General features: G+C 71.8%; 22 protein-coding genes. 9 read left to right on the forward strand and 13 right to left on the reverse strand.

The window, feature by feature from the left end; all coding sequences use genetic code 11:
- The 5 genes from NHL53_RS06360 (at window position 1) to pknB (ending at window position 7,869) form a co-directional block, all read left to right on the forward strand.
- Complete coding sequence (locus NHL53_RS06360) at window positions 1-1,362, forward strand: PP2C family protein-serine/threonine phosphatase (protein WP_433776009.1); 1,362 nt, start codon at window positions 1-3, stop codon at window positions 1,360-1,362.
- Window positions 1,359-2,738 carry an FtsW/RodA/SpoVE family cell cycle protein gene (locus tag NHL53_RS06365; protein ID WP_433776010.1) on the forward strand — a complete coding sequence of 460 codons (1,380 nt, stop codon included), beginning with the start codon at window positions 1,359-1,361 and terminating at the stop codon, window positions 2,736-2,738. The genes NHL53_RS06360 and NHL53_RS06365 overlap by 4 nt, the downstream gene beginning before the upstream one ends.
- Window positions 2,738-4,198: a peptidoglycan D,D-transpeptidase FtsI family protein gene (locus NHL53_RS06370; RefSeq protein ID WP_433776011.1), complete on the forward strand. Its 1,461-nt coding sequence runs from the start codon at window positions 2,738-2,740 to the stop codon at window positions 4,196-4,198. The genes NHL53_RS06365 and NHL53_RS06370 overlap by 1 nt, the downstream gene beginning before the upstream one ends.
- Complete coding sequence (locus NHL53_RS06375) at window positions 4,195-5,988, forward strand: protein kinase domain-containing protein (RefSeq protein ID WP_433776012.1); 1,794 nt, start codon at window positions 4,195-4,197, stop codon at window positions 5,986-5,988. The genes NHL53_RS06370 and NHL53_RS06375 overlap by 4 nt, the downstream gene beginning before the upstream one ends.
- Window positions 5,989-6,099: 111 nt before the next feature.
- Window positions 6,100-7,869 (forward strand): Stk1 family PASTA domain-containing Ser/Thr kinase, encoded by a 1,770-nt coding sequence (gene pknB / locus NHL53_RS06380; RefSeq protein ID WP_433776042.1) that lies wholly within the window; start codon window positions 6,100-6,102, stop codon window positions 7,867-7,869.
- A gap of 2 nt (window positions 7,870-7,871) precedes the next feature.
- Here the strand turns inward: pknB and NHL53_RS06385 are convergent, their stop codons facing one another.
- The 4 genes from NHL53_RS06385 to NHL53_RS06400 are packed head-to-tail and all read right to left on the reverse strand — an operon-like array spanning window position 7,872 to window position 10,776.
- Window positions 7,872-8,492 carry a hypothetical protein gene (locus NHL53_RS06385; RefSeq protein ID WP_433776013.1) on the reverse strand — a complete coding sequence of 207 codons (621 nt, stop codon included), beginning with the start codon at window positions 8,490-8,492 and terminating at the stop codon, window positions 7,872-7,874.
- Entirely contained in the window at window positions 8,489-8,932 is a 444-nt protein-coding gene (locus tag NHL53_RS06390) for a hypothetical protein (RefSeq protein WP_433776014.1), read from the reverse strand. The genes NHL53_RS06385 and NHL53_RS06390 overlap by 4 nt, the downstream gene beginning before the upstream one ends.
- The gene (locus NHL53_RS06395) at window positions 8,929-10,506 is read right to left on the reverse strand and encodes a WXG100 family type VII secretion target (protein WP_433776015.1); all 1,578 of its coding nucleotides are present in this window, start codon (window positions 10,504-10,506) and stop codon (window positions 8,929-8,931) included. The genes NHL53_RS06390 and NHL53_RS06395 overlap by 4 nt, the downstream gene beginning before the upstream one ends.
- Window positions 10,507-10,509: 3 nt before the next feature.
- Window positions 10,510-10,776 carry a hypothetical protein gene (locus tag NHL53_RS06400; RefSeq protein ID WP_433776016.1) on the reverse strand — a complete coding sequence of 89 codons (267 nt, stop codon included), beginning with the start codon at window positions 10,774-10,776 and terminating at the stop codon, window positions 10,510-10,512.
- Between the two features lie 108 nt (window positions 10,777-10,884).
- On the opposite strand from NHL53_RS06400, the gene NHL53_RS06405 reads away from it, so the two are divergent.
- Window positions 10,885-11,121 carry a cell division protein CrgA gene (locus NHL53_RS06405; RefSeq protein WP_433776017.1) on the forward strand — a complete coding sequence of 79 codons (237 nt, stop codon included), beginning with the start codon at window positions 10,885-10,887 and terminating at the stop codon, window positions 11,119-11,121.
- A 658-nt stretch (window positions 11,122-11,779) separates the two neighbouring features.
- On the opposite strand, the gene NHL53_RS06410 is transcribed toward NHL53_RS06405, so the two are convergent.
- On the reverse strand, window positions 11,780-12,664 hold the full coding sequence (locus NHL53_RS06410) for a rhomboid family intramembrane serine protease (protein WP_433776018.1): 885 nt from the start codon (window positions 12,662-12,664) through the stop codon (window positions 11,780-11,782).
- Between the two features lie 45 nt (window positions 12,665-12,709).
- Window positions 12,710-13,267, reverse strand: a complete 558-nt coding sequence (locus NHL53_RS06415) for a peptidylprolyl isomerase (protein WP_433776019.1) — start codon at window positions 13,265-13,267, stop codon at window positions 12,710-12,712.
- A gap of 106 nt (window positions 13,268-13,373) precedes the next feature.
- Between NHL53_RS06415 and NHL53_RS06420 the strand changes: the two genes are divergently transcribed.
- Entirely contained in the window at window positions 13,374-13,889 is a 516-nt protein-coding gene (locus NHL53_RS06420) for a DNA helicase (protein ID WP_433776020.1), read from the forward strand.
- A gap of 79 nt (window positions 13,890-13,968) precedes the next feature.
- Window positions 13,969-14,478 (forward strand): aminoacyl-tRNA deacylase, encoded by a 510-nt coding sequence (locus tag NHL53_RS06425; protein ID WP_433776021.1) that lies wholly within the window; start codon window positions 13,969-13,971, stop codon window positions 14,476-14,478.
- 217 nt (window positions 14,479-14,695) lie between these two features.
- On the opposite strand, the gene aroQ is transcribed toward NHL53_RS06425, so the two are convergent.
- A complete protein-coding gene (gene aroQ, locus NHL53_RS06430) occupies window positions 14,696-15,133 on the reverse strand; it encodes a type II 3-dehydroquinate dehydratase (RefSeq protein ID WP_433776022.1) in 438 nt (145 codons plus the stop codon).
- Between the two features lie 115 nt (window positions 15,134-15,248).
- Between aroQ and NHL53_RS06435 the strand changes: the two genes are divergently transcribed.
- On the forward strand, window positions 15,249-15,401 hold the full coding sequence (locus NHL53_RS06435) for a hypothetical protein (RefSeq protein ID WP_433776023.1): 153 nt from the start codon (window positions 15,249-15,251) through the stop codon (window positions 15,399-15,401).
- Window positions 15,402-15,850: 449 nt separating this feature from the next.
- Here the strand turns inward: NHL53_RS06435 and NHL53_RS06440 are convergent, their stop codons facing one another.
- The 6 genes from NHL53_RS06440 to NHL53_RS06465 all read right to left on the reverse strand — a co-directional run bounded on the left by NHL53_RS06440 (window position 15,851) and on the right by NHL53_RS06465 (window position 26,016).
- A complete protein-coding gene (locus NHL53_RS06440) occupies window positions 15,851-16,630 on the reverse strand; it encodes a hypothetical protein (RefSeq protein WP_433776024.1) in 780 nt (259 codons plus the stop codon).
- A 780-nt stretch (window positions 16,631-17,410) separates the two neighbouring features.
- Window positions 17,411-17,869 carry a hypothetical protein gene (locus NHL53_RS06445; RefSeq protein ID WP_433776025.1) on the reverse strand — a complete coding sequence of 153 codons (459 nt, stop codon included), beginning with the start codon at window positions 17,867-17,869 and terminating at the stop codon, window positions 17,411-17,413.
- A 154-nt stretch (window positions 17,870-18,023) separates the two neighbouring features.
- Window positions 18,024-19,598 (reverse strand): threonine/serine ThrE exporter family protein, encoded by a 1,575-nt coding sequence (locus NHL53_RS06450; RefSeq protein ID WP_433776026.1) that lies wholly within the window; start codon window positions 19,596-19,598, stop codon window positions 18,024-18,026.
- Window positions 19,591-20,667, reverse strand: a complete 1,077-nt coding sequence (locus NHL53_RS06455; RefSeq protein ID WP_433776027.1) for a PLP-dependent cysteine synthase family protein — start codon at window positions 20,665-20,667, stop codon at window positions 19,591-19,593. Before NHL53_RS06455 ends, NHL53_RS06450 begins: the two co-directional genes overlap by 8 nt.
- Before the next feature lie 31 nt (window positions 20,668-20,698).
- Entirely contained in the window at window positions 20,699-21,475 is a 777-nt protein-coding gene (locus NHL53_RS06460; RefSeq protein ID WP_433776028.1) for a TSUP family transporter, read from the reverse strand.
- A gap of 41 nt (window positions 21,476-21,516) precedes the next feature.
- Entirely contained in the window at window positions 21,517-26,016 is a 4,500-nt protein-coding gene (locus NHL53_RS06465; protein ID WP_433776029.1) for a CshA/CshB family fibrillar adhesin-related protein, read from the reverse strand.
- Between the last annotated feature and the right edge of the window lie 47 nt (window positions 26,017-26,063).

Here is a 26,063-nt window from a genome sequence, read left to right on the forward strand (position 1 = left end):
GTGGTCTTCCAGGGCTCCAGCGCCGCGATCTCCCATACGGGGCGCGTGCGCTCCAACAACCAGGATTCGGGCTACTCCGGGTCGAACCTGTTCGTCGTCGCCGACGGCATGGGCGGCCACGCGGGCGGAGACGTCGCCTCGGCGGTCGCCATCAGCCGGCTGCAGAACCTCGACGGGCACTACGACTCCCCCGCGGAGGCGGAGGAGCGCCTGCGCGACGAGATCGCGGCCGTCGCCGGAGACCTCATCGAGGTCGCCGGGCGCCGTCCCGAGCTGGCGGGGCTCGGCACCACGTGCAGCAGCATCGTCATGGTCGACGAGTACGCCGTCATCGGCCACATCGGCGACTCGCGCATCTACCTGTTCCGCGACGACGAGCTCACGCAGATCACGACCGACCACACCTTCGTGCAGCGCCTCGTCGAGACGGGCCGCATCACGCCGGAGGAGGCGCGCTACCACCCCCGCCGCTCCGTGCTCATGCGCGTGCTCGGCGACATGGACGCGCACCCCGAGGTCGACACGTTCATCATGCCGACCCGGCCGGGCGACCGCTGGCTGCTGTGCTCCGACGGCCTCTCGGGCGTCGTCGACGAGACGCACATCGCGAAGCTGTTCCGGCTGCAGCAGCCGCCCGCGCGCGCGGCCGACGCCCTGCTCAAGCAGGCCCTCGACGGGGGCGCCCCCGACAATGTGACCGTCGTCATCGTCGACGTCGGCGGGCAGCACCCGCTCTACACGGGCACCCCGACGATCGTCGGATCCGCCTCGAACCCCGACGGGGTGCACGTGCCCGCGTCGCGATCGCTGCTGCCCACGGGCTGGCTGCACCCCGCACGCACCGCCGCCAACGAGCCCACGCACTTCGAGCCCGACACCGAGTACCTCGAGGAGCTCATCGCCGAGGATCGCCGACGCACCCGCCGGCGCCGCCTCATCGGCATCACCTCGCTCGTGCTGCTGGCCGCGGCGGTCGCCGCCGCCGGCGCCGCGTTCTACAGCTGGACCCAGACCCGCTACTACGTCGGATCCGACGAGGACAGCGTCGTCATCTACCGCGGCATCCAGCAGACCGTCGGGCCCCTCGCGCTGTCGACGCCGGAGACCGACACCGAGATCCCGCTCGACGACCTGCCCGACGCCTACCGCCAGCAGGTCGAGCAGACCATCAGCGCCCGCTCCTTCGAGCACGCCGAGGTCATCGTCGACAACCTGCGGGCGCGCCTCGGCGACGACGACGCGGACGACGACCTGGCCGACCTGACCGATCCCGACATCGCGCCGGTCCCCGACCCGAGCCCCTCGCCCACGGCACCCGCGCCGAGCGAGAGCCCGCGCGCCGACGGAGGTGACGACCAGTGACCGACACCTCCGACGACACCCGCGCCGTCAAGGGCGTGCAGAAGGAGCTGCGGCGTCTGCGCAAGGCCCAGCAGCTGCGCAACCGCGAGCTGATCCTGCTGATCTTCGCGATCGCCCTCACGGGCGGCGCCTTCGTGCTCGTGCAGTTCGGCGCGATCGGCGAGATCCGTCTGCCGATCCTCTACGCGGTCGGCGCGCTGTGCGCGCTCGCGATCGCGCTCCACGTGGTGCTGCGCATCCGCGCCTCCCAGGCCGACCCGTTCCTCGTGCCCATCGGGCTGCTGCTCACCGGGCTCGGCACGGCGATGATCTACCGCCTCGACCTGCAGGACAAGCAGTCGTCCGCGATGACGCAGCTCGCCTACGCGGCGCTGTCGATCGCGCTGTGCGGCCTGCTCGTCTGGGCGCTGTCGAACTACCGCGTGCTGTTCCGCTACACCTACATCTTCGGCCTCACGGGCATCGTGCTGCTGATCCTGCCGTTCGTGCCCTTCCTGCACGGCGGCGGCAACGCGACCGTGTGGATCACGATCGCCGGGTTCAACTTCCAGCCCGGCGAGATCGCGAAGATCTGCCTCGCGATCTTCTTCGCCGGCTACCTCGTGAACACGCGCGAGAGCCTCACATCCACGGGGCGCCGGGTGCTCGGGTTCACCTTCCCCCGCGCCCGCGAGTTCGGGCCGCTGCTCGTCATCTGGCTCATCTCGATGGGCATCATCGTCGCCCAGCGCGACCTCGGCACGGGAATGCTCATCTTCGGCATGTTCGTCGCGATGCTCTACGTCGCGACGGGGAAGACCGGCTGGGTGCTCATCGGCGTGACCCTCGCGGGCGTCGGCGCCGTCGCCGCGACGTTCGTCATGCCGTACGTGCACAACCGCTTCAACGCGTGGATCAACGCGTTCGACGACGAGCTCTACAACGACCCGGCCGGCGGCAGCTTCCAGCTGGTCAACGGCGTCTTCGGCCTGGCGCACGGCGGCATGTTCGGCACGGGCCTCGGCCAGGGCCGGCCCTATCTCACGCCCGTCGCGAAGAGCGACTACATCATCCCGAGCCTCGGCGAGGAGCTCGGCCTCGTCGGCATCTTCGCGATCCTCGGCCTCTACCTCGTGTTCGCGAGCCGCGGCGCCCGCATCGGCGTCGCGGGGCAGGACGACTTCGGCAAGCTGCTCTCGGTCGGGCTGTCGTTCACGATCGCGCTGCAGGTGTTCATCATGGTCGGCGGCGTCACCCGGGTGATCCCGCTGACCGGCCTCACGACGCCGTTCCTCGCGGCGGGCGGATCCTCGCTGCTGGCCAACTGGCTCATCGTCGGCATCCTCCTGCGCATCAGCGACGCCGTGCGCAGACAGCCCAGGGCGGTGATCGGCTGATGACCAAGGAGATCCGACGACTGAGCATCATCGTGGTGTTCATGTTCGTGGCGCTGTTCGCGTCGACGAGCATCATCCAGGTCGTGAACCAGAACTCGCTTGCGAGCGACCCGAACAACCGGCGCACCCTGTACGACTCGTACGAGGTGCGGCGCGGCGCGATCGTCGCGGGGGGCGAGCAGATCGCCCGCTCGCAGTCCACCGACGACCTCTACGCGTTCCAGCGCCTGTACGCCGACCCGGAGATCTGGTCGGGCGTCACGGGCTGGTACAACCCCGCCCTCGGATCCGCGACGGGTCTCGAGCGCGCGCTCAACGCCGAGCTGTCCGGCCTCGCCGACTCGGCGTTCTTCGCCCGCATCGAGCAGGTCGTCACGGGGCAGGCGCCGCGCGGGTCCAGCATCGAGATCAGCCTCGACCCCGCCGTGCAGCGCGCCGCCTGGGAGGCGATGACGAACGCCGGATACACGGGCGCCGTCGTCGCCATCGAGCCCGACACGGGCCGCCTGCTCGCGCTCGTGTCCACGCCCGGCTTCGACGCGAACCAGCTCGCGGTGCACGACTCCGAGGCCGCGAACACCGCCTACGAGAGCCTCGAGGGGGCTCCGAACAGCCCGCTGCTGAACAACGCGACGGCCAACGTGTACCCGCCCGGATCCACGTTCAAGGTGCTCGTCGCGGCCGCCGCGCTCGAGTCGGGCGAGTACACGGCCGAGAGCACGTTCCCCAACAAGGCGGCCTACACGCTGCCCGGCACGTCCTTCGACGTGACGAACGCGACGGGCGGCACGTGCGGAGGCGGCGACGAGGTCACCCTCGCGACGGCGATCTCCCTCAGCTGCAACGTGCCGATGGCCGAGCTGGCCGTCGAGCTCGGCGACGACGCGATCCGCGAGCAGGCCGAGCGGTTCGGCTACAACAGCGAGTTCTCGTTCCCGCTCTCGCTCGCCGCGTCGAGCTACCCCGACGAGCTCTCGGACGACCAGACGGGTCAGACCGGCTTCGGCCAGGGACCCGTGACGTCGACGCCCCTCGAGGTCGCGATGACGACGGCCGCGCTCGCCAACGACGGCGTGCTCATGGAGCCGACGCTCGTCGACCAGGTGCTCGCCGACGACCTCACGGTCCAGGAGCAGTATTCCCCCCGTGAGCGGGGAAGATCCGTCGACTCCGACGTCGCCGATTCCGTTACCGAGATGATGGTGGCGAGCGTCCAGTCTGGGGCCGCGACAGGTGCAAGAATAGAGGGCGTCGACGTGGCCGGTAAGACGGGCACCGCAGAGAACGGCGGCGACGCGCCCTACACGCTGTGGTTCACGGGATTCGCTCCTGCGGACGACCCGGAGGTCGCCGTGGCGGTCGTGGTGGAAGACGGCGGCGGCATGGGTCAACAAGGTTCGGGAAACACGATCGCGGCTCCCATCGCGAAGAAGGTCATGGAGGCGGTGCTCGCACAATGAGGCCAACGCAGGGTGTGACGTTCGGCGGACGCTATGAGCTCCTCTCCCGCATCGCCATCGGCGGTATGGGCGAGGTCTGGGAGGCCACCGATCACGTGATCGGTCGCACGGTCGCCATCAAGATCCTCAAAGACGAGTACATGGGCGATCCGGGCTTCCTGGAGCGCTTCCGCGCCGAGGCGCGGCACGCGGCTCTCGTGAACCACGAGGGCATCGCGAGCGTGTTCGACTACGGCGAGGAGAACGGATCCGCGTACCTCGTCATGGAGCTCGTGCCCGGCGAGGCGCTCTCGACGATCCTCGAGCGCGACGCGACGCTGCCGGTCGACACGGCTCTCGACTACGTGTCGCAGACGGCGTCCGCGCTGCAGGCCGCCCACGCGGCGGGCCTCGTGCACCGCGACATCAAGCCGGGCAACCTGCTGATCACGCCAGACGGCCGCGTGAAGATCACCGACTTCGGCATCGCGCGCATCGCCGACCAGGTGCCGCTCACGGCCACCGGCCAGGTGATGGGCACCGTGCAGTACCTGTCGCCGGAGCAGGCGTCCGGTCACCCGGCGAGCCCCGCGACCGACATCTACTCGCTCGGCATCGTGCTGTACGAATCGCTCGCCGGCAAGCGCCCCTTCACGGGCGAGTCGCAGGTCGCGATCGCGATGGCGCAGATCAACGACACGCCTCCGCCGCTCCCCGAGGGCATCCCGGTGCCCGTGCAGCGCCTCGTGATGGCGATGATCGCGAAGAAGCCCGAGGAGCGTCCCGCGTCGGCGGCGGCGGTCGCGCGCGCGTGCAGCGCGCTGCGTCGCGGCGACCTCGCGGCGGCGATTCAGGCGGCGCCGATGATCGCGGAGGGCGGCGCCCTCGGCGACGACGCCACGACGCAGCTGCTCGGCGCGACCGGCGCGGCGACCATGATGATGCCCTCGACCTCCCCGCTGCCGCTCGGCGACGCGGAGGGGGAGGGCGACGAGGAGGAGCAGCCCGAGAAGAAGCGCAGCAAGTGGCGTGTGCCGCTGATCGCGCTCATCGTGCTGCTCGCGATCATCCTCGGCGGCGTCGTCTGGGGCATCATGTCGGGCGCCTTCGGCGGAGACGACGACGAGACGCCCTCGCCGTCCCCCACGCGCACCACGACGTCCCCGTCCCCCACGCCGACGGTCGACCGCGTCGACGTGACGGCGCTCGCGCTCGACGGGCTCCTCTGCGACGAGGCGCTGCAGAAGATCGACGAGGAGGGCGCCGACATCGCCCTGAGCTGCCAGGACGGCGACCCCGCGGAGTCCGCCGACCAGGTCGGCCGCATCTACCAGGTCGACCCGGCGGGCGTCGTCGAGGCCGGAACGACCGTGACGGCGCTCGTGTACGCGCCGCTCGTCGAGATCCCCGCGCCCGAGGCCGCGCCGCGCGTCGACCCGAACCCGGTCGAGCGCGGGAGCGAGGCGACCGTGAGCTGGGACGCCTTCGGCGGCTGCCCCGCAGGCGCTCCGACCGGCTACTACGTCAACGTGTCCGGCAACAACATGCCCGACCCGCTGTGGGTCGAGGCGAACCAGACCTCGGTGCGCGTGCCGATCAACCCGACCGCCGCCGACCGCATCGAGGTGGCGTACAAGGTCGTCTGCGGCGACCGCGAGAGCGCCGGCTTCTCGCCGTCCGCCGACGCGACGGTGCAGGATCCGCCGGAGCCCGAGCCCACCGAGGAGCCGACGCCGACCCAGGAGCCGACTCCCACGGAGGAGCCCACGACGCCCGCCGAGGACGAGAGCGCCGAGGCCGACGAGGCGTGACGAGGTCGGCCGGGAGCGGCGCTCTCGGCCGACTCGGTTAGGCTTGCCCTCGTATGTGCAACGACCGGCTCCCGGGGAGGGCTTGACGTGACGGACGAGCCCACCGAGGCGATGGAGGCGACCGACGCCGAGCCCCGCGTGCTGTCAGGGCGATATCGGGTCGACGCGCTCATCGGACGCGGCGGCATGGCGAGCGTCCATCGCGGCTACGACCTCACGCTCGGGCGCACGGTCGCCATCAAGATCCTGCATCGCGATCTCGCGAGCGACGACACGTTCCGCACCCGCTTCCGCCTCGAGGCGCAGGCAGCGAGCCGCATGGCGCACCCGTCGATCGTGCGCGTCTTCGACGCGGGCGAGGCCGTCGAGGCCGACGGCGCGGAGACGCGCCACACGCCGTACATCGTCATGGAGCTCGTGCGCGGCACCCTGCTGAAGGACGTGCTGCGCGACGGCCCCGTGGCCGCCGACGAGGCCTCGCGCTATGTGGACGGGATCCTCGAGGCGCTCGAGTACTCGCACCGCGCGGGCGTCGTGCACCGCGACATCAAGCCCGCGAACGTCATGATCACCGACTCCGGTCAGGTGAAGGTCATGGACTTCGGCATCGCGCGCGCCGTGAGCGACACGTCGGCGACGGTCGCGGAGACGACGACGATCCTCGGCACGGCCGCCTACTTCTCGCCCGAGCAGGCGAAGGGTGACGCGGTGGACGCGCGCGCCGACATCTACTCGACCGGAGTGGTCCTCTACGAGCTGCTCACGGGGCAGCCGCCGTTCCGGGGCGACTCGCCCGTGTCGGTCGCCTACCAGCACGTGCGCGAGGCCCCCGTGCCGCCGTCGCAGGCGAACCCGGCCGCGCCCGCGCGCCTCGACCCGATCGTCCTGCGGGCCCTCGCGAAGGATCCCGCCCAGCGGTTCCCCGACGCGGCGGCGTTCCGCGAGGCGCTCGACGCCGCGATGGACAGCGCCGAGATGTCGACGCGCCAGATCGCGGCGCTCACCGACGAGCTGTACGGCGACGGGCAGCGCGAGCAGGCCGACGTCGAGCACACCATCACGCAGCTGTCGTCGGCGACGGGCGTCACCCGCACGCAGTCGGGCCCGCCGGTCGCGTGGGTCTGGACGGCGATCATCGCGCTCATCGCGATCATCGCCGCCGTGGTCATCTGGGTCGTGCGGATGGATCCGCTCGAGCTGCGGGCCGCCGACTCGGTCGCGGTCCCCGACGTGTCGGGGGTGGCGTACGAGCGGGCCGTCGAGGATCTCGAGGCGGCGGATCTCGTGGCCGCGCAGCGCACGGAGCCGAGCGAGACGGTGCCTGAGGGCATCGTCATCCGCACGGATCCGGAGATCGGGGTCCCCGTGACGCCGGGCACGACCGTGCAGGTGTGGGTGTCGGAGGGCGAGCAGCTCGTGGCGGTGCCGGAGCTGGCGGGTCTCAGCGAGGACGCGGCGCGCTCGGCGATCACCGACGCCGGCCTGGAGATCGGCCGCACGACGCCCGTGAACGACCCCGAGAGCGACGCGGGTACGGTGCTCGCGGCGGCGAACGAGGGCCACGACGTGGCCACCGGCGACGAGCTGTCGAAGGGATCCGTCATCGACCTCACGGTCGCGACGGGGCGCGTGACCGTCGGCGACGTGAAGGGGTACACGATCGAGGCGGCGACGGAGCAGCTCGCGCAGCTCGGGCTCGACGTCACCGTGAGCGACGATGCGAGCTGCACCGCGGCCGATCCCGCGACGGTGCATGCGCAGTCGCGCGTCGGGGATGCCCCGGTGCATTCGACGATCGAGCTCTTCCAGTGCACGGGCACGGAGCCCGACGAGGAAGAGGAGCCGGCGGAGGAGTCGGGCGAGAGCGGCGACGAGGGCTGACCTCAGGCCGCGGCGGGCTCCTGCCAGCCGCTGACCGCGACGATCGCGTCGGCGAGGCCGCCGAGCTCGTCCTCGAGGGCGCCCGCGGGCACGCTGAACGTCGCGACGACGGCGCGGCGCGTGCCGGGGGCGACGAACCAGTATTCGAAGGCGGCCGTGCGCAGGGTCTCCTCGCTCCCGTCTGCGGTCGTCACCCGGTAGCGCACGCGGCGCAGCGCCGTTCCCGCCCGGGAGGGCACCTTCGCGGCCGGGGCCTCGTCGGCGCCCCGCGCCCGTTCGAGCGCCAGGGCGAGCACGTCGAGCGGGGTGAGCGACGGATCCGGCTGGTGCGGGATCGCGAGTTCGGGCGTCGCGATCATCGCGGTCATCGAGATGCGCGCGCCGGGGACGATCGACAGCGCGATCTGCAGGCTCCGGCCGTCGCCCTCGATCGCCTGGTCGAGGCTCGCCATGAGGCGCCGCTCCAGCTCGATGCGGCCGCGGGCGCGCTCGTCCGACGTGCCGAGCCGTGTGCGCAGCAGGCGCCGCACGGAGGCTCGCGCCTCGTCCCGGTCGCCGAGCGGCACGTCCCACCAGCTGCCCGGCAGGCGCAGCGCGAGATCCGGCAGGGCGGTGGCGGTCACGGCGTCTCCCCCTGCGCGCCGAACAGCTCCTCGAGCACATCGGCCTCCGCCGAGCACATGCGCCTCGAACAGCGCACGTCTTCCCCGTCGCCGACGCCGTCGAGCAGCAGGAAGTCGGGATCGAAGGCCTCGCTCAGCGCGACGGGCGTCACCTTCACCGAGATGCTGTCGGGCGCGAACGCCGCGTTCCGCCACGCCGCGGCGAAGGCGCCCATGACGATGTCGCCCGCGTTCTCCTCCGTCACGGACGACGCGGAGACGTCGACGCGGATCCACTGTTCGAACACGTCGCGGTGGATGACGGTCTCCACCTCCTCAGCCGCCGGCACGTCCGCGACGACGGCATCGGCGAGCCGCGCCTCCGCTCCCGGCCCCGCGGCGCACCCCGCGAGGACGCAGACGGCGACGAGCGCGACGGCGCCGGCACGTCCGATCCTCACTCGGACCCCTCGAACACGTAGTGCGTCTCGTCGTCGCTGAAGAAGAGATCCTGGTCGGCCATGATGCGGTCGATCGCGTCCTGCACCGAGTCGTCGACCCCGGGGTGCGCGCCGTCCTGGATCTGCTGGATCGTCTCCCCGTAGAGCCCGGAGTTGTGGCGCCCCGCGTCGAGCACGGCGTCGCCCTCGCCGGGAGGGTTGACGTGCACCGTGACGTGATTCTCCGACGGATCGGCCGGCGCCGTGCCGTCCAGCCGGTGCACGGGGTCGCCGACGTGCTGGATGGAGATGACGCTCACGTCGCTCGGGATGTCCATCGCGTCGATCGGCGCGCCCGCGACGACGATCGCCTGCACGTTGTAGTCGCCGGCCTCCGCCATGCGACCCGCGAGGATCCCGCTCTGCGAGAAGCCGTCGATCATGACCGGATCGTCGGGGCCGATGCCCGCCTGCTCCATGGCGTCGATCACCATGCGCTCGTAGGCGGCCGTCTCGTCGGGGGCGAGCATGAGCGCGAGGTTGGAGCCGAGGTCGTTGGCGGCGGGGGTGTCGAAGAGCAGCTCCCAGTCCTGCGTGCTCGGCGGCAGCACGCGCCAGATGTCGTTGCCGTGCTCGTCGACGCCGACGTGCACGATCTCCACACGGGTGCTGTCCGTCCCGCCATCGCGGTCGAGCTGGCGGATGCTCTCGAAGAGGTCGCGGTACCGGTGCGCGGGATCCGCGGCGCCGTGCCACACCTCGGTGAGGTTCATGCGCGGGGTCTCGCCGCCGATCTCGAACCAGATGGCGGGCACGAGCACGCCGTGGAGGGCGCCCAGGAGACCCATGGTGAGCGCGATGCCGCGATCGACGAGGTGGTTCAGGTCGATGTCGCCGATCGGAACGACGAGCACGCCGATGATGACGACGACGAGGATCGCGACGAGGGCGAGCGCCGCGACGATGAGATCGCTGACCCACATGACGAGCTGCTCGAACGCGTCGAGGAGCCAGTCGCCGATCGACGAGAAGAAGTCGCCGACCTGCGCCCACCAGCCGTCGTCGAGCGCGCCGAGGATCGGCTCGATGAGGTCGGCGGCCGCGTGGCCCGCCGCGTCGTGGTCGTCGATCGCCTGCTCGTAGGCGGCGAGGAGTCCGTCGAGGTCGTCCTCCCGGCTCTCGATCCGGCGGCGCAGGTCGTCGAGCGCGTCATCGTCGGCGTCGGGGTCGCGCAGCGCCTCCGTGCGGTCGTCGTAGAGGGGCCAGAGCTCGTCCTGCGTCTCGCGGATCCGCTCGATGGCCTCGTCGGCGCGGCGCTGCGCGTCGTCGAGCTCGCGCGCGTAGCCCGCGAGCGCCTCGCCCGTCCCGGCATACCGGGGTGCGACGGCGTCGACGTCGCCGGCCGCCGTGCGCGCATCGTCGCGGAACTGGTCGGCGGCCTTCCCGATGGCGTACTCGCCCTCGGCGGCGTCGCGCAGTCGGCGGGCGAGGTCGACGATCGCCTCCGCGACGTCGCCGAAGTCGGTTGCGGCGTCGTCGATCGCGTCGGGCTCGCCCTCGATGCGCAGCAGCGGCGGAACGGCGGCGGCCTCCATCGATCACTCCGTCCCGTGGTCGAAGGCGAGGAAGGACTCGCGGATCGCGCTCGCCTGCGTGCGGGTGTCGTCGAGCTGCTCGACGAGCTCGGATCGGCGCACCCGCCATCCGTCGGCGAAGTCGCGCACGGCGCCCGAGAGGCGACGGTGGCTCGTGGCGTCCGCGATGTCGCGGGAGCGCTCCTTCTGGCCGTCGAGCTCCTCGCGCAGGGAGCCGAGCATGCCGACGAGCTCGTCCATGGCGTCGTAGTCGACCTTCACGTCCGGCACGGTGCGCCTCTTCCCCGGTGTTCCGCTGTCCGTCGTCAGGAAAGCACATCGCCCGCGCGGGTCGATATGGGTAGTCCTCCCCATTCCGACCCGGATAGACTTCACGGTATGGCACGCCGCGACTCTCACGACGAAGACATCACCCACATCCCGGGTGAGCCCCTGCCCAACCCGGCCTGGTTCAAGCCCGTCATGGTGGCGTTCTTCCTGCTGGGTCTGGCGTGGATCCTCGTCTTCTACCTGTCGGAGGCGCAGTTCCCGGTTCCCGGCATCGGCGCCTGGAACCTCGCGATCGGCGGCGGCCTCGCGCTCATCGGCCTCATCATGGCCACGCGCTGGCGCTGACGCCCCCTTCCTCCTCCCGAACCCGCCCCGGCCTCGTGCCCGGGCGGGTTCGTCGTTCCCGCGACCCGTTCCACTTCGCACGCAGCCGCCTCCGCACCGGGCGCTGCGACCCGATCCGGTACCGCGGCGCGCTCCCCGGCCCCACCATGTCTCACTTTGTGCGGGAACCGGCTGCTCGTTCCCGCACTTCCCGAGACACGCCCCGCCGACCAGCACGACCGTGTCTCACCTTCTGCGGGAATGCCGCGCTCGTTCCCGCACCTCTTGGGACACGCACGGGTCCGCCAAGGCTCCCCGATCGCCCCTCCGCCCGTGCGACGCGGCCCGCCTCGTTGCTCCCCACCCCGCCTGACTGGCCCTGCGCTCCCCTGCCCCGCACCCCGAATCACACCGGTGTGATTCCCTCCACAGGCGTATCCCCACCTGTGAATAACAGCCGTGTGATTATCCCCAGCTGTGGATGGATCTGTGGATAACTCGGTGGACAACCCCCATATATCCGTGGATACGGGGTGGAGAAGAGCCTCGGATCCGTGGAGAACGCCCTCGCCTCTGGGGATAACTCTCCCCGACCTGTGGAGAGAGCTGGGGAGGGATCCGGGAACGACGTCGCGCCCCGGGCCGCGAGGGCCCGGGGCGCGACGGGGATCTCCGCGGCTCAGGCGTGCACGAAGCCGGCGATGACGAAGAGCGCGACGATGAGCAGGCCCACGCCGACGACCAGGAGGATCTGCAGGGTGCGCTGGGTGCGGCGCCGGGTCGACGTGAAGATGAGGCCGATCAGCGCGCCGATCACGAGACCGCCCACGTGCGCCTGCCACGACACGTTCATGCCGGGGATGAAGCCGATCACGAGGTTGATCGCGAGCACGATCATCATGCCCGACATGTCGGCGCCGAGCCGCCGACCGATGACGAGCAGCGCGCCGAAGAGGCCGAACACCGCTCCCGACGCGCCCACGACGGGAGTTCCGAACGCCAGCAGGGCGACGGCCGCGGATCCGCCCGCCGTGCACAGCACGTAGGTGGCGAGGAAGCGCCAGGATCCGAGCATCGGCTCGAGCACCCTCCCCACCATCCACAGGGCGATCATGTTGAGCGCCACATGCCAGATGCCTCCGTGCACGAGGGCGACGGTGAGGATGCGCCAGGGCTCGAACGTGAGCGTGAGGTCGGGGTAGAGGTAGGGGGCGAAGAACAGCAGCCAGCCGCGCACGGATCCACCGATGCCGGGCAGCAGCTGCAGCAGGTAGGTGACGGCCGTGACGACGAAGATCGTCGTCATCGCACGCGTGCCGCCGGACCCGAACGACGCGGTCGCGGTTCCGGATCCGCGACCCCACCGGCGGGCGGCCTTCTTCTGCGCGGGCGTGCGGTTCTTCTTCTGCTCCTTCATGCACTCGGGGCAGATGAATCCCACGGCCGCCGGGGTCTGGCACTCGGGGCAGATGGTGCGGGTGCACCGCTGACACAGCACAAAGCTCTGCCGCTTCGGATGCCGGTAGCAGTAGTTGTCGGGGTTATCGGCGTACGACGACGTCACTGCTCTCGGACTCCTTCGCGGGCAGAGCTTCGTGCGGGAGGCGGGTCAGACGGCGGCGATGTCGATCGACGAGATGACGACGTCCTGGGCGGGGCGGTCGTTCGCGCCGGTCGGCACCTGCGCGATCGCGTCGACGACCTTCTTCGAGGCGTCGTCGGCGACGGCGCCGAAGATCGTGTGCTTGCCCTGCAGCCACGGCGTCGGGTCGGTCGTGATGAAGAACTGCGACCCGTTGGTGCCGCTCATCTTGCCCGTGATGGCGTTGGGGCGCTTGCCCGCGTTCGCCATCGCGAGGATGTAGGGCTCGGTGAAGTCGAGCTCGGGGTGGATCTCGTCGTCGAAGCTGTAGCCCGGGCCGCCGATGCCCTGGCCGAGCGGGTCGCCGCCCTGGATCATGAAGCCGGGGATGATGCGGTGGAAGACGACGTCCTTGTAGAGCGGGCCCTCGCCCTTCTGGCCCGTGCGCGGGTCGGTCCACTCCTTCTCGCCCGTGGCGAGGCCGACGAAGTTGTCGACCGTGACGGGGGCGTGGTCGCCGAAGAGGTTGATGACGATGTCGCCGTGGTTCGTGTGGACGGTGGCGACGGCGGTGTGCTGAGTCATGGGGCCATTCTCGCAGAGAACGCCGGTGCGGCGCCCCGCGCGGGAAGTCATCTGGCAGGATGAGAGAAAGGACCCACCATCGACAGATAACGCGGGAGGGCAAACCGTGAGCGTCAGCCTCAGCAGGAAGCGCAAGAAGGAGCTCCGGAAGCTCCAGTCGACCGCGGCCAAGGTGGTGGACGCGCAGCGCATCGTCGCGGCGAACGCCGCCGACGTGGCTCGCGAAGCCGGACGCCAGCTCGGCGCCCTGGGCAACGAGGTCGTCAAGCCGAAGGCGAAGAAGACCTACCACGACCACATCGAGCCGTACGTCGACAGGGCTCGTCCGTACGCGGAGGACGGCTACGAGCGCAGCCGCCGCTTCGTCGACCGCCGCGTCATCCCGGCCGCGGGCGGCCTCGTCGGCCGCGCGATCGGCGCGTACGACGCGACGGCCGCGAAGCTCGGCGGGCGCACGGTCGTCGTCGAGCCGCCGAAGAAGAAGACCAGCGCGGGCGCCGTCATCGCCGCCGTGCTCGGCGTCGCCGCCGCGGTGGGCATCTTCGTCGCCGCGTGGAAGGCGCTCAGCGCCGACGACGAGCTGTGGGTCGCCGACGATCCGGTGGCCACGCCCGACGCCTGATCCATCGATCCGCGAGGGTGCGGGGTCCGCGACTGCGCGGATCCCGCACCCTTTCGCGTTCGCCCGAGAGGACACTCGCATGACCGATCCGCTGCCCGATCTCGGCACCGCCGATCCGCACCGCCGCGTGCGCGATGCGGCGGCGGAGCGCGGCCTCGACATCGAGCTGCGCGCCTTCCCGCCGGCGGCGTCCCTCGAGGAGGCCGCGGCGCACCGCGGCGTCGACCCGTCGGAGATCGTGAAGACGCTCGTCGTGAAGGGCCGCGGCGAGCAGTACCTCTTCGCGCTCGTCCCTGGCGACCGCGCGATCTCGTGGCCGAAGCTGCGGAAGGCGGTCGGCGCGAACCGGCTGCGTCTGCCCGAGCCGCATCTCGCGCTCGAGGCGACGGGCTACGAGCGGGGCACGATCGTGTCGATCGGATCGTCGACCGCGTGGCCCGTGTTCGCCGACGCGCGCGTGGTCGGCCGGCGCGTGTCGATGGGATCCGGCGCCCGCCACGTCGCCCTGTACGTCGACGCCGACCGCCTGATCGAGGCCTACGACGCGACCGTCGCCGACATCACGGATCCGATCGACACGATCCGCTGAGGGGCGGAGCGTCCCGGCGAGGTGAGGTCAGGCGCGGCTCGCGAGTGGCGCAGGAACTCGCGAGTGGCGCAGATATCCGGCCCGATTCCTGCGCCACTCGCGAGGATCTGCGCCACTCGCGGGCAACGAGCGCCGCGGGCGACGAGCGCCGCGGGCGAGGGATGCCGGGCGCGAGCGGGTCGCGCCCGGCGTTCCGGACGCCAGAGGCCGCCTGCCCTCAGCGCACGACGGCCGCGAGGCGCTGCACCGCGAAGGCGTAGCCCTGCGTGCCTGCGCCGACGATGACGCAGGAGGCGATGTCGCTGAGGTACGAGCGGTGCCTGAAGGGCTCGCGCGCGTGCACGTTGCTGATGTGCACCTCGGCGAACGGCAGCGCGACCGCCTGCAGCGCGTCGCGCAGCGCGACCGAGGTGTGCGTGTAGGCCCCCGCGTTGATGACGATCGCGTCGCAGTCGGCGCGGGCCGCATGGATCGCGTCGACGAGCGCGCCCTCGCTGTTCGACTGCACGGCGCGCACGGCGAACCCGGCCGCGGCGGCGGTCTCGGTCGCGAGGCGCTCGACGTCGTCGAGGGTGTCGGATCCGTACACCTGCGGCTCGCGGGTGCCGAGCAGGTTCAGGTTGGGTCCGTTGACCAGCAGGATCCGATGGTGCACGCCGCCTCCTTGTTCGCGCTGCGCCCAGCGTACCGGGGTGGCGGAGCCCGCCGGGCACCCCGTCTGCGACGAAAGTCGTATGGATCGCGGCTGATCAGCGTGCGAGCCTGGGGAGATGGCTGGTCCGTGGCAGATTCTCCTGATCCTGGCGTTCGTCGTCGTCCTCGCTCTCATCATCTGGCTGATCGTCGCCTCGTTCCGCCCCACCGCCCGGCGGAGGCGGGAGCGCAAGCGCGACGACGAGACCCGCGACGCCTCCCCGCGCTGAGCGCGTGGGGCGTTCAACAGCTCACCGAACACGGCGCGGTCGATCGTGCATGACGCAGGCGCGGTCGCGCCGATGTCGTCGCGGCAGGTGAGTGCCCAGAGACCCCCGCATCGGTCGTCTCACTCTCCGGCTCTCGGGGGATCTCCGTCATCGCCATGAAGCGCTCGACAACCTCCCCCGCGGTCGGCTCTGGTCCCTGATCACCCGCCGAGCCTCCGGCGAGCGTCACGATGAGCACCGTCGCCGTGAGCACGCAGACCATCCGCGCGCACGCGCTCCTGTGGTCCTCATGCCGCCATCCCACAACCGTCCCCGGGGCTGTCCCGACGAGGTGAACAGCCTCTCGAGGCAGGGTCCGGCAGAGACCGGCGTCGTCGCCCCGCACATGCCCCGCGGACGACGCAGCACGCGATCACGGAGCGCCGCCGCCCGGTCATCGCATCCGCGGATCAGTCGGCGCCGCGTGCGCGGATCCGCTCGACGTCCGCGTCGTCGATGTCGATCTGGCCGACGCTCACCGGGGGCAGGGCCTCCTCGCGGATCCCGTCGTCGCCCTCGGTCACGAGCCGCGGCGTCACAACGAGGAAGTCGACCTGCGCGTCATCGCACTCCATGTCGAACGAGAGGCGCGTCGCGCCGCCCGCGGCGTCCAGGCGGGCGTTCGCGATCGTCAGCCCGGGTGCGTCGGCGCGCACCTCGATGAGTTCCCGGTCTCCCAGCCCGTCCAGGTCGGCCTCGACCGGCCCGCAGGACGACATCGCGCCGGGCCAGCCGACCGCCGTCCACGCGGGCGCGTCGTCCGCTCGTTCGACCGTGACCGACCCCACGGGGAACGTCGCGGTCTCCTCGCCGATGATCAGCCGCACCTGCGACACCGCGAGCTCCTCGCCCCCGTCGACCTCCAGCCGCAGCGTGCCGACCCGCGGGTCCCCGCCGCCGGATCCCTCCTCCACGAGATCCGCCACGTCGCCGCCGAGCACCCGCTCTTCTCCGCCGGCATCGACGAACGCCACCTGACTCACGTCGGTCCAGATCGGATCGCTCTTCGGCGCGACGAACGCGAGGCCCGTCGAGAACGGCTCGCCGCTCGGGATCACGACGTCGACGGACGTGCGGGCGAACACCGCCTGCGTCTCGTCCGGGGTCGCCGCGCATCCGGGTGCCGCGAGCAGCACCGCCGCCGCGGCGAGCGCGATCGCGCCCCTGGTCACCGCCGTCTTCCCCGCCATGCGCCGCCTTCCTGATCGAGGTGTCGGGTGCTCCCGTGGGTCGGGGATCCCGCGAACGCCGGATGGATCCGCCGCGGAGCGTCCGGCGTTCGCGGGATCCCCGGCGGAAGCGGTGAAGACCCCGACGCACTGCGCACCGGATCCGCGGATCACGCTACCCCGCCCCGTGCAGCCGACGAGCGATCCACGACGAAAGTCGCAGGCCGACGCATCGGCGGATCCGCCGCGACTCCCGGCGCGGAGCCGCATCGTGTCTCACGACATGCGGGAAAGCGGATCCGATACCGACCGAACGCGAGACACGCCCCGAACGCGAAAGCAGGCCGTGTCTCACAACCCGCGGGAAACCCCGCCCCATGACCGCAGAACATGAGACATGCCCGGCCCGCGCCACCGACCCGCGCACCGTGTCTCACGGCACGCGACAAACCCTGCCCCGTACCCGCAGAACGTGAGACATGCCCGCACCATGAGGAGGCCACGCGATCGCCGCACCGATCGATGCCCGCCCGTCACCGCCCAGGCCGAGGATCCCGCAAACGCCGGGCGGATCCGCCGCGAAACGCCCGGCGTTCGCGGGATCCCCGGCGGAACCGATGAAGACCCCGCGCACTGCGCACCATGTCTCACGACATGCGGCAAAGCGGATCCGATTCCGGCCAGATGCGAGACACGCCCCGAGCACGGAGCAGCCCGTGTCTCACGACACGCGGCAAACCCCGCCCCATGACCGCAGAACGCGAGACATGGCCCCACTCGCCGATCAGGAGGCACGCGACCTCAGCCCGCGGCGTCCGCGGCGACAGGCTCCCGCGCCCCGCGCGTCCGCACCTCGCGGACCTCGGCGCCGCTCGCCATCGCGATGGCGGCGAAGAGCGCGAGCAGGGGCGCCAGGTGGAAGGCGGCGAGCGTGACGAGCGCGCCGCCCATCGACGAGTCGACGGCTCCGCCGCCCGGTGTGGTGGAGAGGTGCGCGATGACAGCCGCCACCGCGAACGTCACGACCGCCGTGCCGACGAGGGACAGTGTCCGGGTGCGCCCCGGGGCGGCGCCGAACCACACGGCGACCGCGACGAGCGGGATCGTCGCCCACAGCGCGGCGGGGATGCTCACGCGCTGCAGATACAGGAAGACGGGGAGGAGCCAGTCGGGCGACGCGGCGTCGCCCATCATCGTCGCGGTGCCCGCCACCCAGCTGAGCACCGTCATCAGGATGATCGCCGATACGGGGATCCGCATGCGTCGCCGCCTTCCCCGGCGCGTGGCGCGCCGACTCCGCGGGTCACGCTACTCCCGCCCGGCGCGGACGGCGAGCGATCTGCGACGAAAGTCTCAGGCTTACGCGTCGGCGCATCGACCGCGCCGTCGAGGAGCCCCGCCGCCCGCTGACGCCTCAGGCCGGCCCGTCCTCCGTCGGGTCGTAGGGCTTCGTGAGGGGGTGCGGATCCTCGGCCTCCGCCGCGGCGGGGGCCTCCTCCACGTCGGCCGCCGGGATCGGCTTCGTCTTCACCGCGCCCGTGGGGACGATCTCGAACGCCGCCGTGCCGCCCGCTCCCGAGACGGGGCGCGCCTTGGCGCGCAGCGCGACGCGACGACCGCCGATGCGCGCCCGCAGGGGGTTTCCGAGCACGAGGCCCAGCGTCGCGCCGGCCGCGAGGGCGACGCCCACCATCGCCGCGCTGAACAGGGCGTCGAGGGCGAGGATGAAGTGGTTGAGGTCGGTGCCCGCCTCGACGAGGCCCAGCAGGCCGCGGAACACGGCCGCGCCGGGCACCATCGGGATGATCGCCGCAGTCGTCACGGCGACCGACGGCACCCGGAGACGATCCGACACGACCGACCCGACGAAGCTCGCGACGAGCGCGCCGCCGAACACCGCGGCCGAGCTCGGCATGCCGTTGAGGGTGCCCAGCACGTAGGCGCCCGCCCAGCCGAGCGCGCCGAGCACCGCGCTCACCACGACGATGCGCAGCCCCGACCCGTTGAGGATCGCGACCGCCGCCGCGATGATCACCGATCCGGTCACCTGCTGCAGCGGCGACCCGAATGCGAGCGGATCGCTCGGCAGCGCGAGGCCCACGCCCAGCTGACGGGCCGCCTCGAGGCCGACGAGGATGCCGACCACGACGCCCATCGTCATCACGGTGAGGTCGAGGATGCGCCCGCCCGCCGTCAGCGAGAAGCCGTCGATCGCGTCCTGCGCGGCGCCCACGACCGCGAGGCCGGCGAGCATCAGCACGATGCCGCACGAGACGACGAGGCTCGAGCGCACGCCGACGAACGGCTCGATGCCCGCGCTGCCCAGCCAGGAGATGAGCACCGTCATGATCGTCAGCACGATCGCCCCCGCCGCCTGGCTGAAGAACAGCGGCACGCGGGCGCGCGCGAGGCCGAGCTGGGTGAGCGCGACGCCGAGCGCCGCGATCAGCACCGACAGCAGCATGACCCAGCCCGCGCCGTACATGATCGCGACCGCGACGGCGAGCAGCGCCTGCACCGCGACGAGCACGCCCGCGCGGTACATGAACGGCGTGCGGCGGATCGCGTGGAACTGGCCGATCGCCTCGTGCAGCGGCAGGCCGGACTCGATGTCGTTCACGAGGGTCTGCAGCCGCTGCAGCTTCGCGTGATCCGGGGCGGCCGAGTGCACGACCCGCATGAGCGTGATCGGATCGCCGGTGCCGTTGCGGTGATCCGACAGGATCACCGAGTTGAACGTCACGTTGACGTGCACGCTGCGCAGGCCGTACGCGGTGGTGATGCGCAGCGCCGCGAGGGTGACCTCCTTCGCGGAGGCCCCGATCGACAGCATCACCTCCGCGACCCGCATCGCGAGGTCGATGATGCTCTGCGAGAGCCGGTCGTCGATGATCGGCATCTGCTCCGTCATCCGCCGCTTCGCCGGATCGCTCCACAGCGCGCGGCGCACGCCGTCGAAGAGACGGCGCGGCGGTCGGGGCTCAGACATCGTCCTCCCACTCCCCGGTGTCGAGGAAGCGCTCGATGCGGGCGCGGTGCGGGGCGAGGTCGAGGCGCTGATCCGCGACCCACGCGTCGTCGAAGTAGGTGTGCGCGTACCGGACGCCGCCGTCGCAGATGAGCGTGACGATCGATCCGCGCTCGCCCCGCTGCCGCATGCGCGCGATGAGTCGGAACGCGCCGCCGAGGTTCGTGCCCGTCGACCCGCCCGCCCAGAGCATCGTGCGCTCCTTCAGCACGCGGATCGCGGCGATGGATTCCGCATCGGGAATACGGATCATCTCGTCGACCACCGCGGGCAGGAACGAGGGCTCCATACGCGGCCGGCCGATGCCCTCGATGCGACTCGGGGTGCCCGTCTCGTGGCCGGCGTCGCCCGTCTGCCACGCCCCGTAGAAGGCGGAGTTCTCGGGATCCACGACGCACACCCGCGTGTCGTGACGGCGGTAGCGCACGTAGCGGCCGAACGTGGCGCTCGTGCCGCCCGTGCCCGCTCCCACGACGATCCAGCTCGGCACCGGGTAGCGCTCGTGCTCCATCTGCTGGAAGACGCTCTCGGCGATGTTGTTGTTGCTGCGCCAGTCGGTCGCGCGCTCCGCGTTCGTGAACTGGTCGAGGTAGTGGCCGCCGCACTCGCGCGCGAGGCGCTCCGCCTCGGCGTACATGTCGGCCGCGCGGTCGACGTAGTGGCAGCGCCCGCCGTAGAACTCGATGAGGTCGATCTTCTCCTGGCTCGTCGACCGGGGCACGACGGTGACGAATTCCAGTCCGAGCATACGAGCGAAGTACGCCTCGCTCACGGCGGTGGATCCGCTCGACGCCTCGACGAGCACCGAGTCGGGGCAGATGCGCCCGCCGACGAGCCCGTACATGATGAGCGAGCGCGCGAGGCGGTGCTTCAGCGAGCCGGTGGGGTGCACCGACTCGTCCTTCAGATACAGGTCGATGCCCCACTCGGGCGGCAGCGGGAAGGCGATGAGATGCGTGTCCGCGCTGCGGTTCGCGTCGGCTTCGAGCAGCCGCACCGCGTTGCTCACCCACGGGCGCAGATCCGTCATGCTCCGAGCGTATCCCCCGCGGCGGGGCGATTCAGGCGCCGCTGATCATGTCCCCGGCGAGCTTGATGCTCAGCGCCGCGACGACCGCGATGAACACGACGCGCACGAAGCGGGATCCCTTCGACACCGCCATCCGCGCGCCGACGTAGCCGCCCACGAGGTTCGCGGCGCCGACCGCGAGGCCGAGGCCCCACAGCACGTGGCCGGCGGGCACGAAGAAGAGGAGCGCGCCGAGGTTGGTGCAGAAGTTCGCGATCTTCCCGAGCGCCGACGCCGGCATGAACGCGTACCCGAGCACGCTCACCAGGAGGATCACGAAGAAGGATCCCGTGCCCGGCCCGAGGGCCCCGTCGTACGTGCCGACGACGAGCCCGATGAGGCCCGCCGCGACCGCGTGCCGCGCCCCGTGCCAGCGCTGGCGGGTGTGCACGCCCATCTTCGGCTTCAGCACCGTGAAGGCGCCGACGCCCAGCAGCACGACGAGGATGATCGGGGTGAACGCCCGCTCGGGGATGAAGGTGGCGAGCATCGCGCCGAAGATCGCGCCGACGAGCGCCAGCCCCGCCAGAGGGAGGGCGGTGCGGGGATCCGGGCGCACGCGCCGCGCGAAGGTGAGGGCCGCGACGGAGGTGCCCATGATGCTCGCGACCTTGTTGCTCGCGAGAGCCTGCAGGGGCGCGATGCCCGGCACGAGGAGGAGCGCGGGCAGCTGGATCAGCCCGCCGCCGCCCACGACGGCGTCGACCCAGCCGGCCGCGAATCCCGCGAGCAGCAGGAGCGCGAAGGGCAGCAGGTCGATCTCGGGCACGGGACGAGCCTAGCCAGTGCGCGTCCCGTGCCCCGATCGGATCAGACCTCGCCGCGACGACGGCGGATGGCGAGCAGCCCGGCGCCGGCCAGCAGACCCGCCAGGGCGACGGTCAGCACGCCGGTCGCGATCGACCCGCCCGTCGGCGTGAGGTCGCCGCCGTCCTCGTCGTCGGATTCGTTCGCCGAGCCCTCGCCGCTCTCGCCGGCATCGGAGCCCGATTCGCCGGATTCGTTCGCACCGGACTCGTCGACACCGGCCTCGGTCTCGTCCGCGCCAGCTTCGTCGACGCCAGCCTCGGTCTCGTCCGCGCCAGCCTCAGACTCATCGACACCCGACTCGTCGTCGCTGGCCTCAGTCTCGTCGACGTCCGGCTCCTCGGTCGGATGCGTCGTGCAGAGCGGGTCGTCGGCGTCGCAGGCCGCGGGCGGCTCGTCGCCCGCGGGGAACAGCACGTTGTCCAGCACGTGGTCGCCCTGGTCGGCGTAGGCGAGCACCTCGACCTCGTACACGACCGTCGAGGTCGCCCCCGCCTCGAGAGCGCCGGAGACGCGGAGCTGATCGCCGTCGAGCTCCGCGGTCAGACCGCCGTCCGCCGTCGGGCCGGAGACGATCCGCGCGTCGTCGAGCACGCGCGAGAGGTCATCGGTCCAGGCCACGTCGAACGGCGTCTGCCCCGTGTTCTCGAACGTCAGCGTGTACTGCACGGTGTCGCCCTCGGCGAGGGTCGTGCCCGACGCCGGGTCGGACGACTTCGTCGCCGACAGCGCGCCGATCGGCGTGACCGTGCAGTCGGGACGATCCGCGTCGCCCGGCTCGCACGTCGGCGCGGTCGGCGGCTCCTCGCCCGACGGCAGCAGGAAGTTCGCGGCGACGTCGTCCCCGCGCTCCCCGTCGGCCCGCACCGTCACCGTGTAGGTGACCGTCTCGGTCGATCCCGGCGCGACCGATCCCGTGATCCGGATCTCGTCGCCGTCGCGCGTCGCGTCGAGCACGTCGGACGACGGCTCGACCGTCACGTCGGCGTCGTCCGTCACCTGCGCGAGGCTGTCGACGTGGTCGACGGGGGCCGGAGCGGCGCCGGTGTTCTCGAAGAGCAGCGTGTACTCGAGCTGCGTGCCGGCCACGACGGGGGTCGCCGAAGCCTCGACGGTCTTCCACGCCTGCAGCTGCGGCACGGGGTGCTCCGTGCACGACACGCCCTCGTCGCCGCAGGACGGGTCGCCGGATCCGGTGGGAGCGAGCACGTTGCCGAGCAGGCTGTCGCCTCGCTCGCCGTCGGCGCCCACCACGACCGTGTACTCGACCGTGACGACCTGGCCGCCCGCGAGCTCGCCGGTCACCGCCAGCTCCTCGCCGTCCAGGATCGCGGCGAGCGCCTCGTCCGAGACGGTCGGCCCGCTCGACAGGGTCGCGTCGTCGAGCACGCCCGAGAGGTCGTCCGTCCAGTCGACCGCGCCGGGAGCCGTTCCGTCGTTGCGGAACGTCAGCGTGTACGTGATCTCGTCGCCCGCGGCGACCTCCTCGCCCGAGGCGGGGTCGGAGCTCTTCTCCGCCGAGACGGCGGCCATCGGGGTCGACGTGCAGTCGTCGCCCTCCGTGCACTCCGCCGGCGGCTCGTCGCCCGGCAGCACGAGGAAGTTGTCCGCACGGTGGTCGCCGCGCTCGGCGGCGGCCCGCACGGTCGCCTCGTAGGTGATCGTCGCCGTCTCGCCGGCTCCGATCGTCCCGGTGATCGAGAAGCGTCCGTCCTCGATATCGGAGACGCGCACCGAGGCGAGGTCCGACGTCGGAGGCGTCGTGATGTCGGCGTCGTCGATCACGCCGGCGAGCACGTCCTCGATCGCGACCTCGGCGGTGGCGCTGCCGGTGCCGCGCACCGTGATCTCGTAGGTCAGCACGGTGCCCTCGACGACGGGGTCGCTCGAGGCCGAGACGCTCTTCTCGGCGGAGAACGCGGCGATCGGCGTCGACGTGCACTCGGGGAAGCGCTCGTCGGAGGGCTCGCACACGCCGTCGGCGGGAGGCTCCTCGCCGGCGGGCAGCAGGAAGTTCGTCGCGACGTCGTCTCCGCGCTCGCCGTCGCCGCGCACGGTCACCGTGTAGGTGACCGAGACGGTCCCCCCGGCCGGCACGGATCCGGTGATCCGGATCTCGTCGCCGTCGCGCGTCGCGTCGAGCACGTCGGACGACGGCTCGACCGTCACGTCGGCGTCGTCGGTCACCTGCGCGAGGCTGTCGACGTGGTCGACGGCCGCGGCGGCCTGCCCGTCGTTCAAGAACCACAGGGTGTACTCGAGCTGGGTGCCCGCGACGACCGGGTCGCTCGATGCCGACACGCTCTTCCACGTGTGCAGATCGGCGGCGGGGATCTGCGCGTAGTCGCAGGGGTACGCCCCGGGCGCCGTGTCCTCGGGGTCGGCGCACACCGCGTTGCGCAGCACGTTGTCGCCCTCGCCCGTATACGTGACCTCGTAGTCGATCGTCGCGGTCTCGCCCGCGGCGAGCGGCCCCTCCCACGTCAGGGTCTCGCCGTCGAGCACGGGCTGCGCCCCGACGTCGCTCGTCGCGCTGACGAACGTCGCGTCGTCGAGCACGTCGCTCAGGTCGTCGGTGACGCGCGCCGACGCCTCCTCCGTGTAGTCGCCGGGGCCCGGGTTGGTGACGGTGATCCGGAAGTGAGCGGTCTCGCCGACCGCGGGCAGCTCGGTCTCCCGCGCCGTCTTCGAGACGACGAGGCGCGGCAGCTCGTGCTGCGTGACGGCGCACGGCTCGCCGGTGGCGGGATCCGTCGCGCCCCCGTCGCACGCGGGCGGAGCGGGATCCTCCGGGTCAGCGGGGTTCCAGGCCACGTTGCGCGCGACGCCGTCGCCCCCGCCCTTCGCGGTCGTCGTGTACGTCAGCTCCACGGTCTCGCCCGCGGCGAGCGCGCCGCTCCACGACGCGAGCGGCGCGGCGTACGAGACGTCGCCCGGCCGGTCGGCCGAGGCGTCGCCGTTGTAGTCGGCGTCGTCGAGCACGCCGGAGAGGTCGTCGAACACGACCGCCGGGAAGTCGGCCGTGTAGTGGGCCGGGCCCGGGTTCGAGGCCCGCACCGTGTAGGTGACGATGTCGCCGGGACGGGTGTTCTCGGTGGCATCCGAGATCTTCTCGATCTCCAGCTCGGGGAGGGCGATGTCAAGCGGGTGGTCCTCGACCTCGCCGCTCGTCGTCAGGCCGACGGGCGACGCCATGCCGGCCTCCGTCTGCGCGATGCGCAGGCGCAGGAAGCTGAGGTCGTCGCCGCGCTGGGCCTGCGCGTCGGCGGGCACGGCCCACTCGAGGCTCACGGACCCGCCGCCCGCGCCGCCGGGGCACGACACCGCGTCCGAGCGCTCGCCCTCGTCGAAGGCGCCGTTGCCGTTCCAGTCGATCCAGCCCGCGACGTACCCGGGGCCGGTGCAGCTCACGTCGTCGAGCGTGTAGGAGCCGCCCGGCGTCACGGCGATCTCGCCGACCGGGGAGATCGCGTCCTCGTCCGCCTCGTTCGTCAGGTCGTCCGCGTCGGCGCGGGCGCTGGCCTGGTGGCCGCTGTCGGCGTCGGTGAGCGCGCCGAGGCGCGTGCGCGGCTGACCCGGGGTGGCCAGTTCGAAGGAGCCGAACACGTTGGTCGCGGCGCCGTTCGGCACCTCACCGCCGTTCCAGGCGCGCTGGAACAGGGCGCCCGCCTCGCCGTAACTGGCCGGGGCGTCGCCGAAGTCGGCCTCGAGCACCACGCCGAGCGCCACGGCGCTCGTGCCGCCGCCGCGCAGCTGCACCTGGGCGCCGGTCGCGCCGTCCATGTAGCCGATCGCGATCGGCCCGTTGCCGCCCGAGTTGCTGCACTGCTGGCCGTTGGGGCGCAGGCGCATCGCGTTCCCGCCCACGGTGCGGTCGGCGATGACCTGGGTGGCGCAGGAGGTGTACCGCTCGATCACGCGCCAGGTGGCGTCCTGTTCGTCGGGGGTCGCTTGCACGTACTCGTTCTGGCTCGCGTTGCTCGACTCGGCGTCGGCGAACACGAGGCCGGCGAGCGGCACGGGAGCGCCGTTGAGGGTCGTCTCGCACGAGAAGTGGAAGTTGACGGTCGCGCCGTTCACGCCGTTCGCGAGCCCGTAGACCATCTGGTTGCTCGTGCCCGTGCCGCTGATGTTGTAGAGGTCGTCGAGGGCATCGCCCGAGTACGATCCCGACCGGTACGCCTGCACGACCTCGTTGCCGGCGACGCCGGTGATGGTGCAGGTGGTGGTGAGCTCCTGGCCCGCGACCTCGCGGGTCGTGGTCGCGGTCGCGCCGTTCTCGATCCGGGCGCCGTTCGCTCCCCACTCGAGCCAGTCGATCGCGCCCGTGTAGAGGCCGCTGCCGCCCTCGGCGTAGGTCGCTCCCGCGGGTTCGGTCGTGGTCACCATGCCGGCGGCGGTGACGAGGCCCGCGACGAGCGCGCCGGAGGCGGCGATCGCTCCGAAGCGACTCGGCTTCCGGCGCAGGCCGCGCGAAGCCGATTCAGGCGTGCTGGTGCTCACGTTCTTCTCCCCCGGGTCGGATGGACGCTATGCCCTGAGCGTAGCCA

It is taken from the genome of Microbacterium sp. gxy059 (assembly GCF_050958665.1).
Taxonomy (GTDB): domain Bacteria; phylum Actinomycetota; class Actinomycetes; order Actinomycetales; family Microbacteriaceae; genus Microbacterium.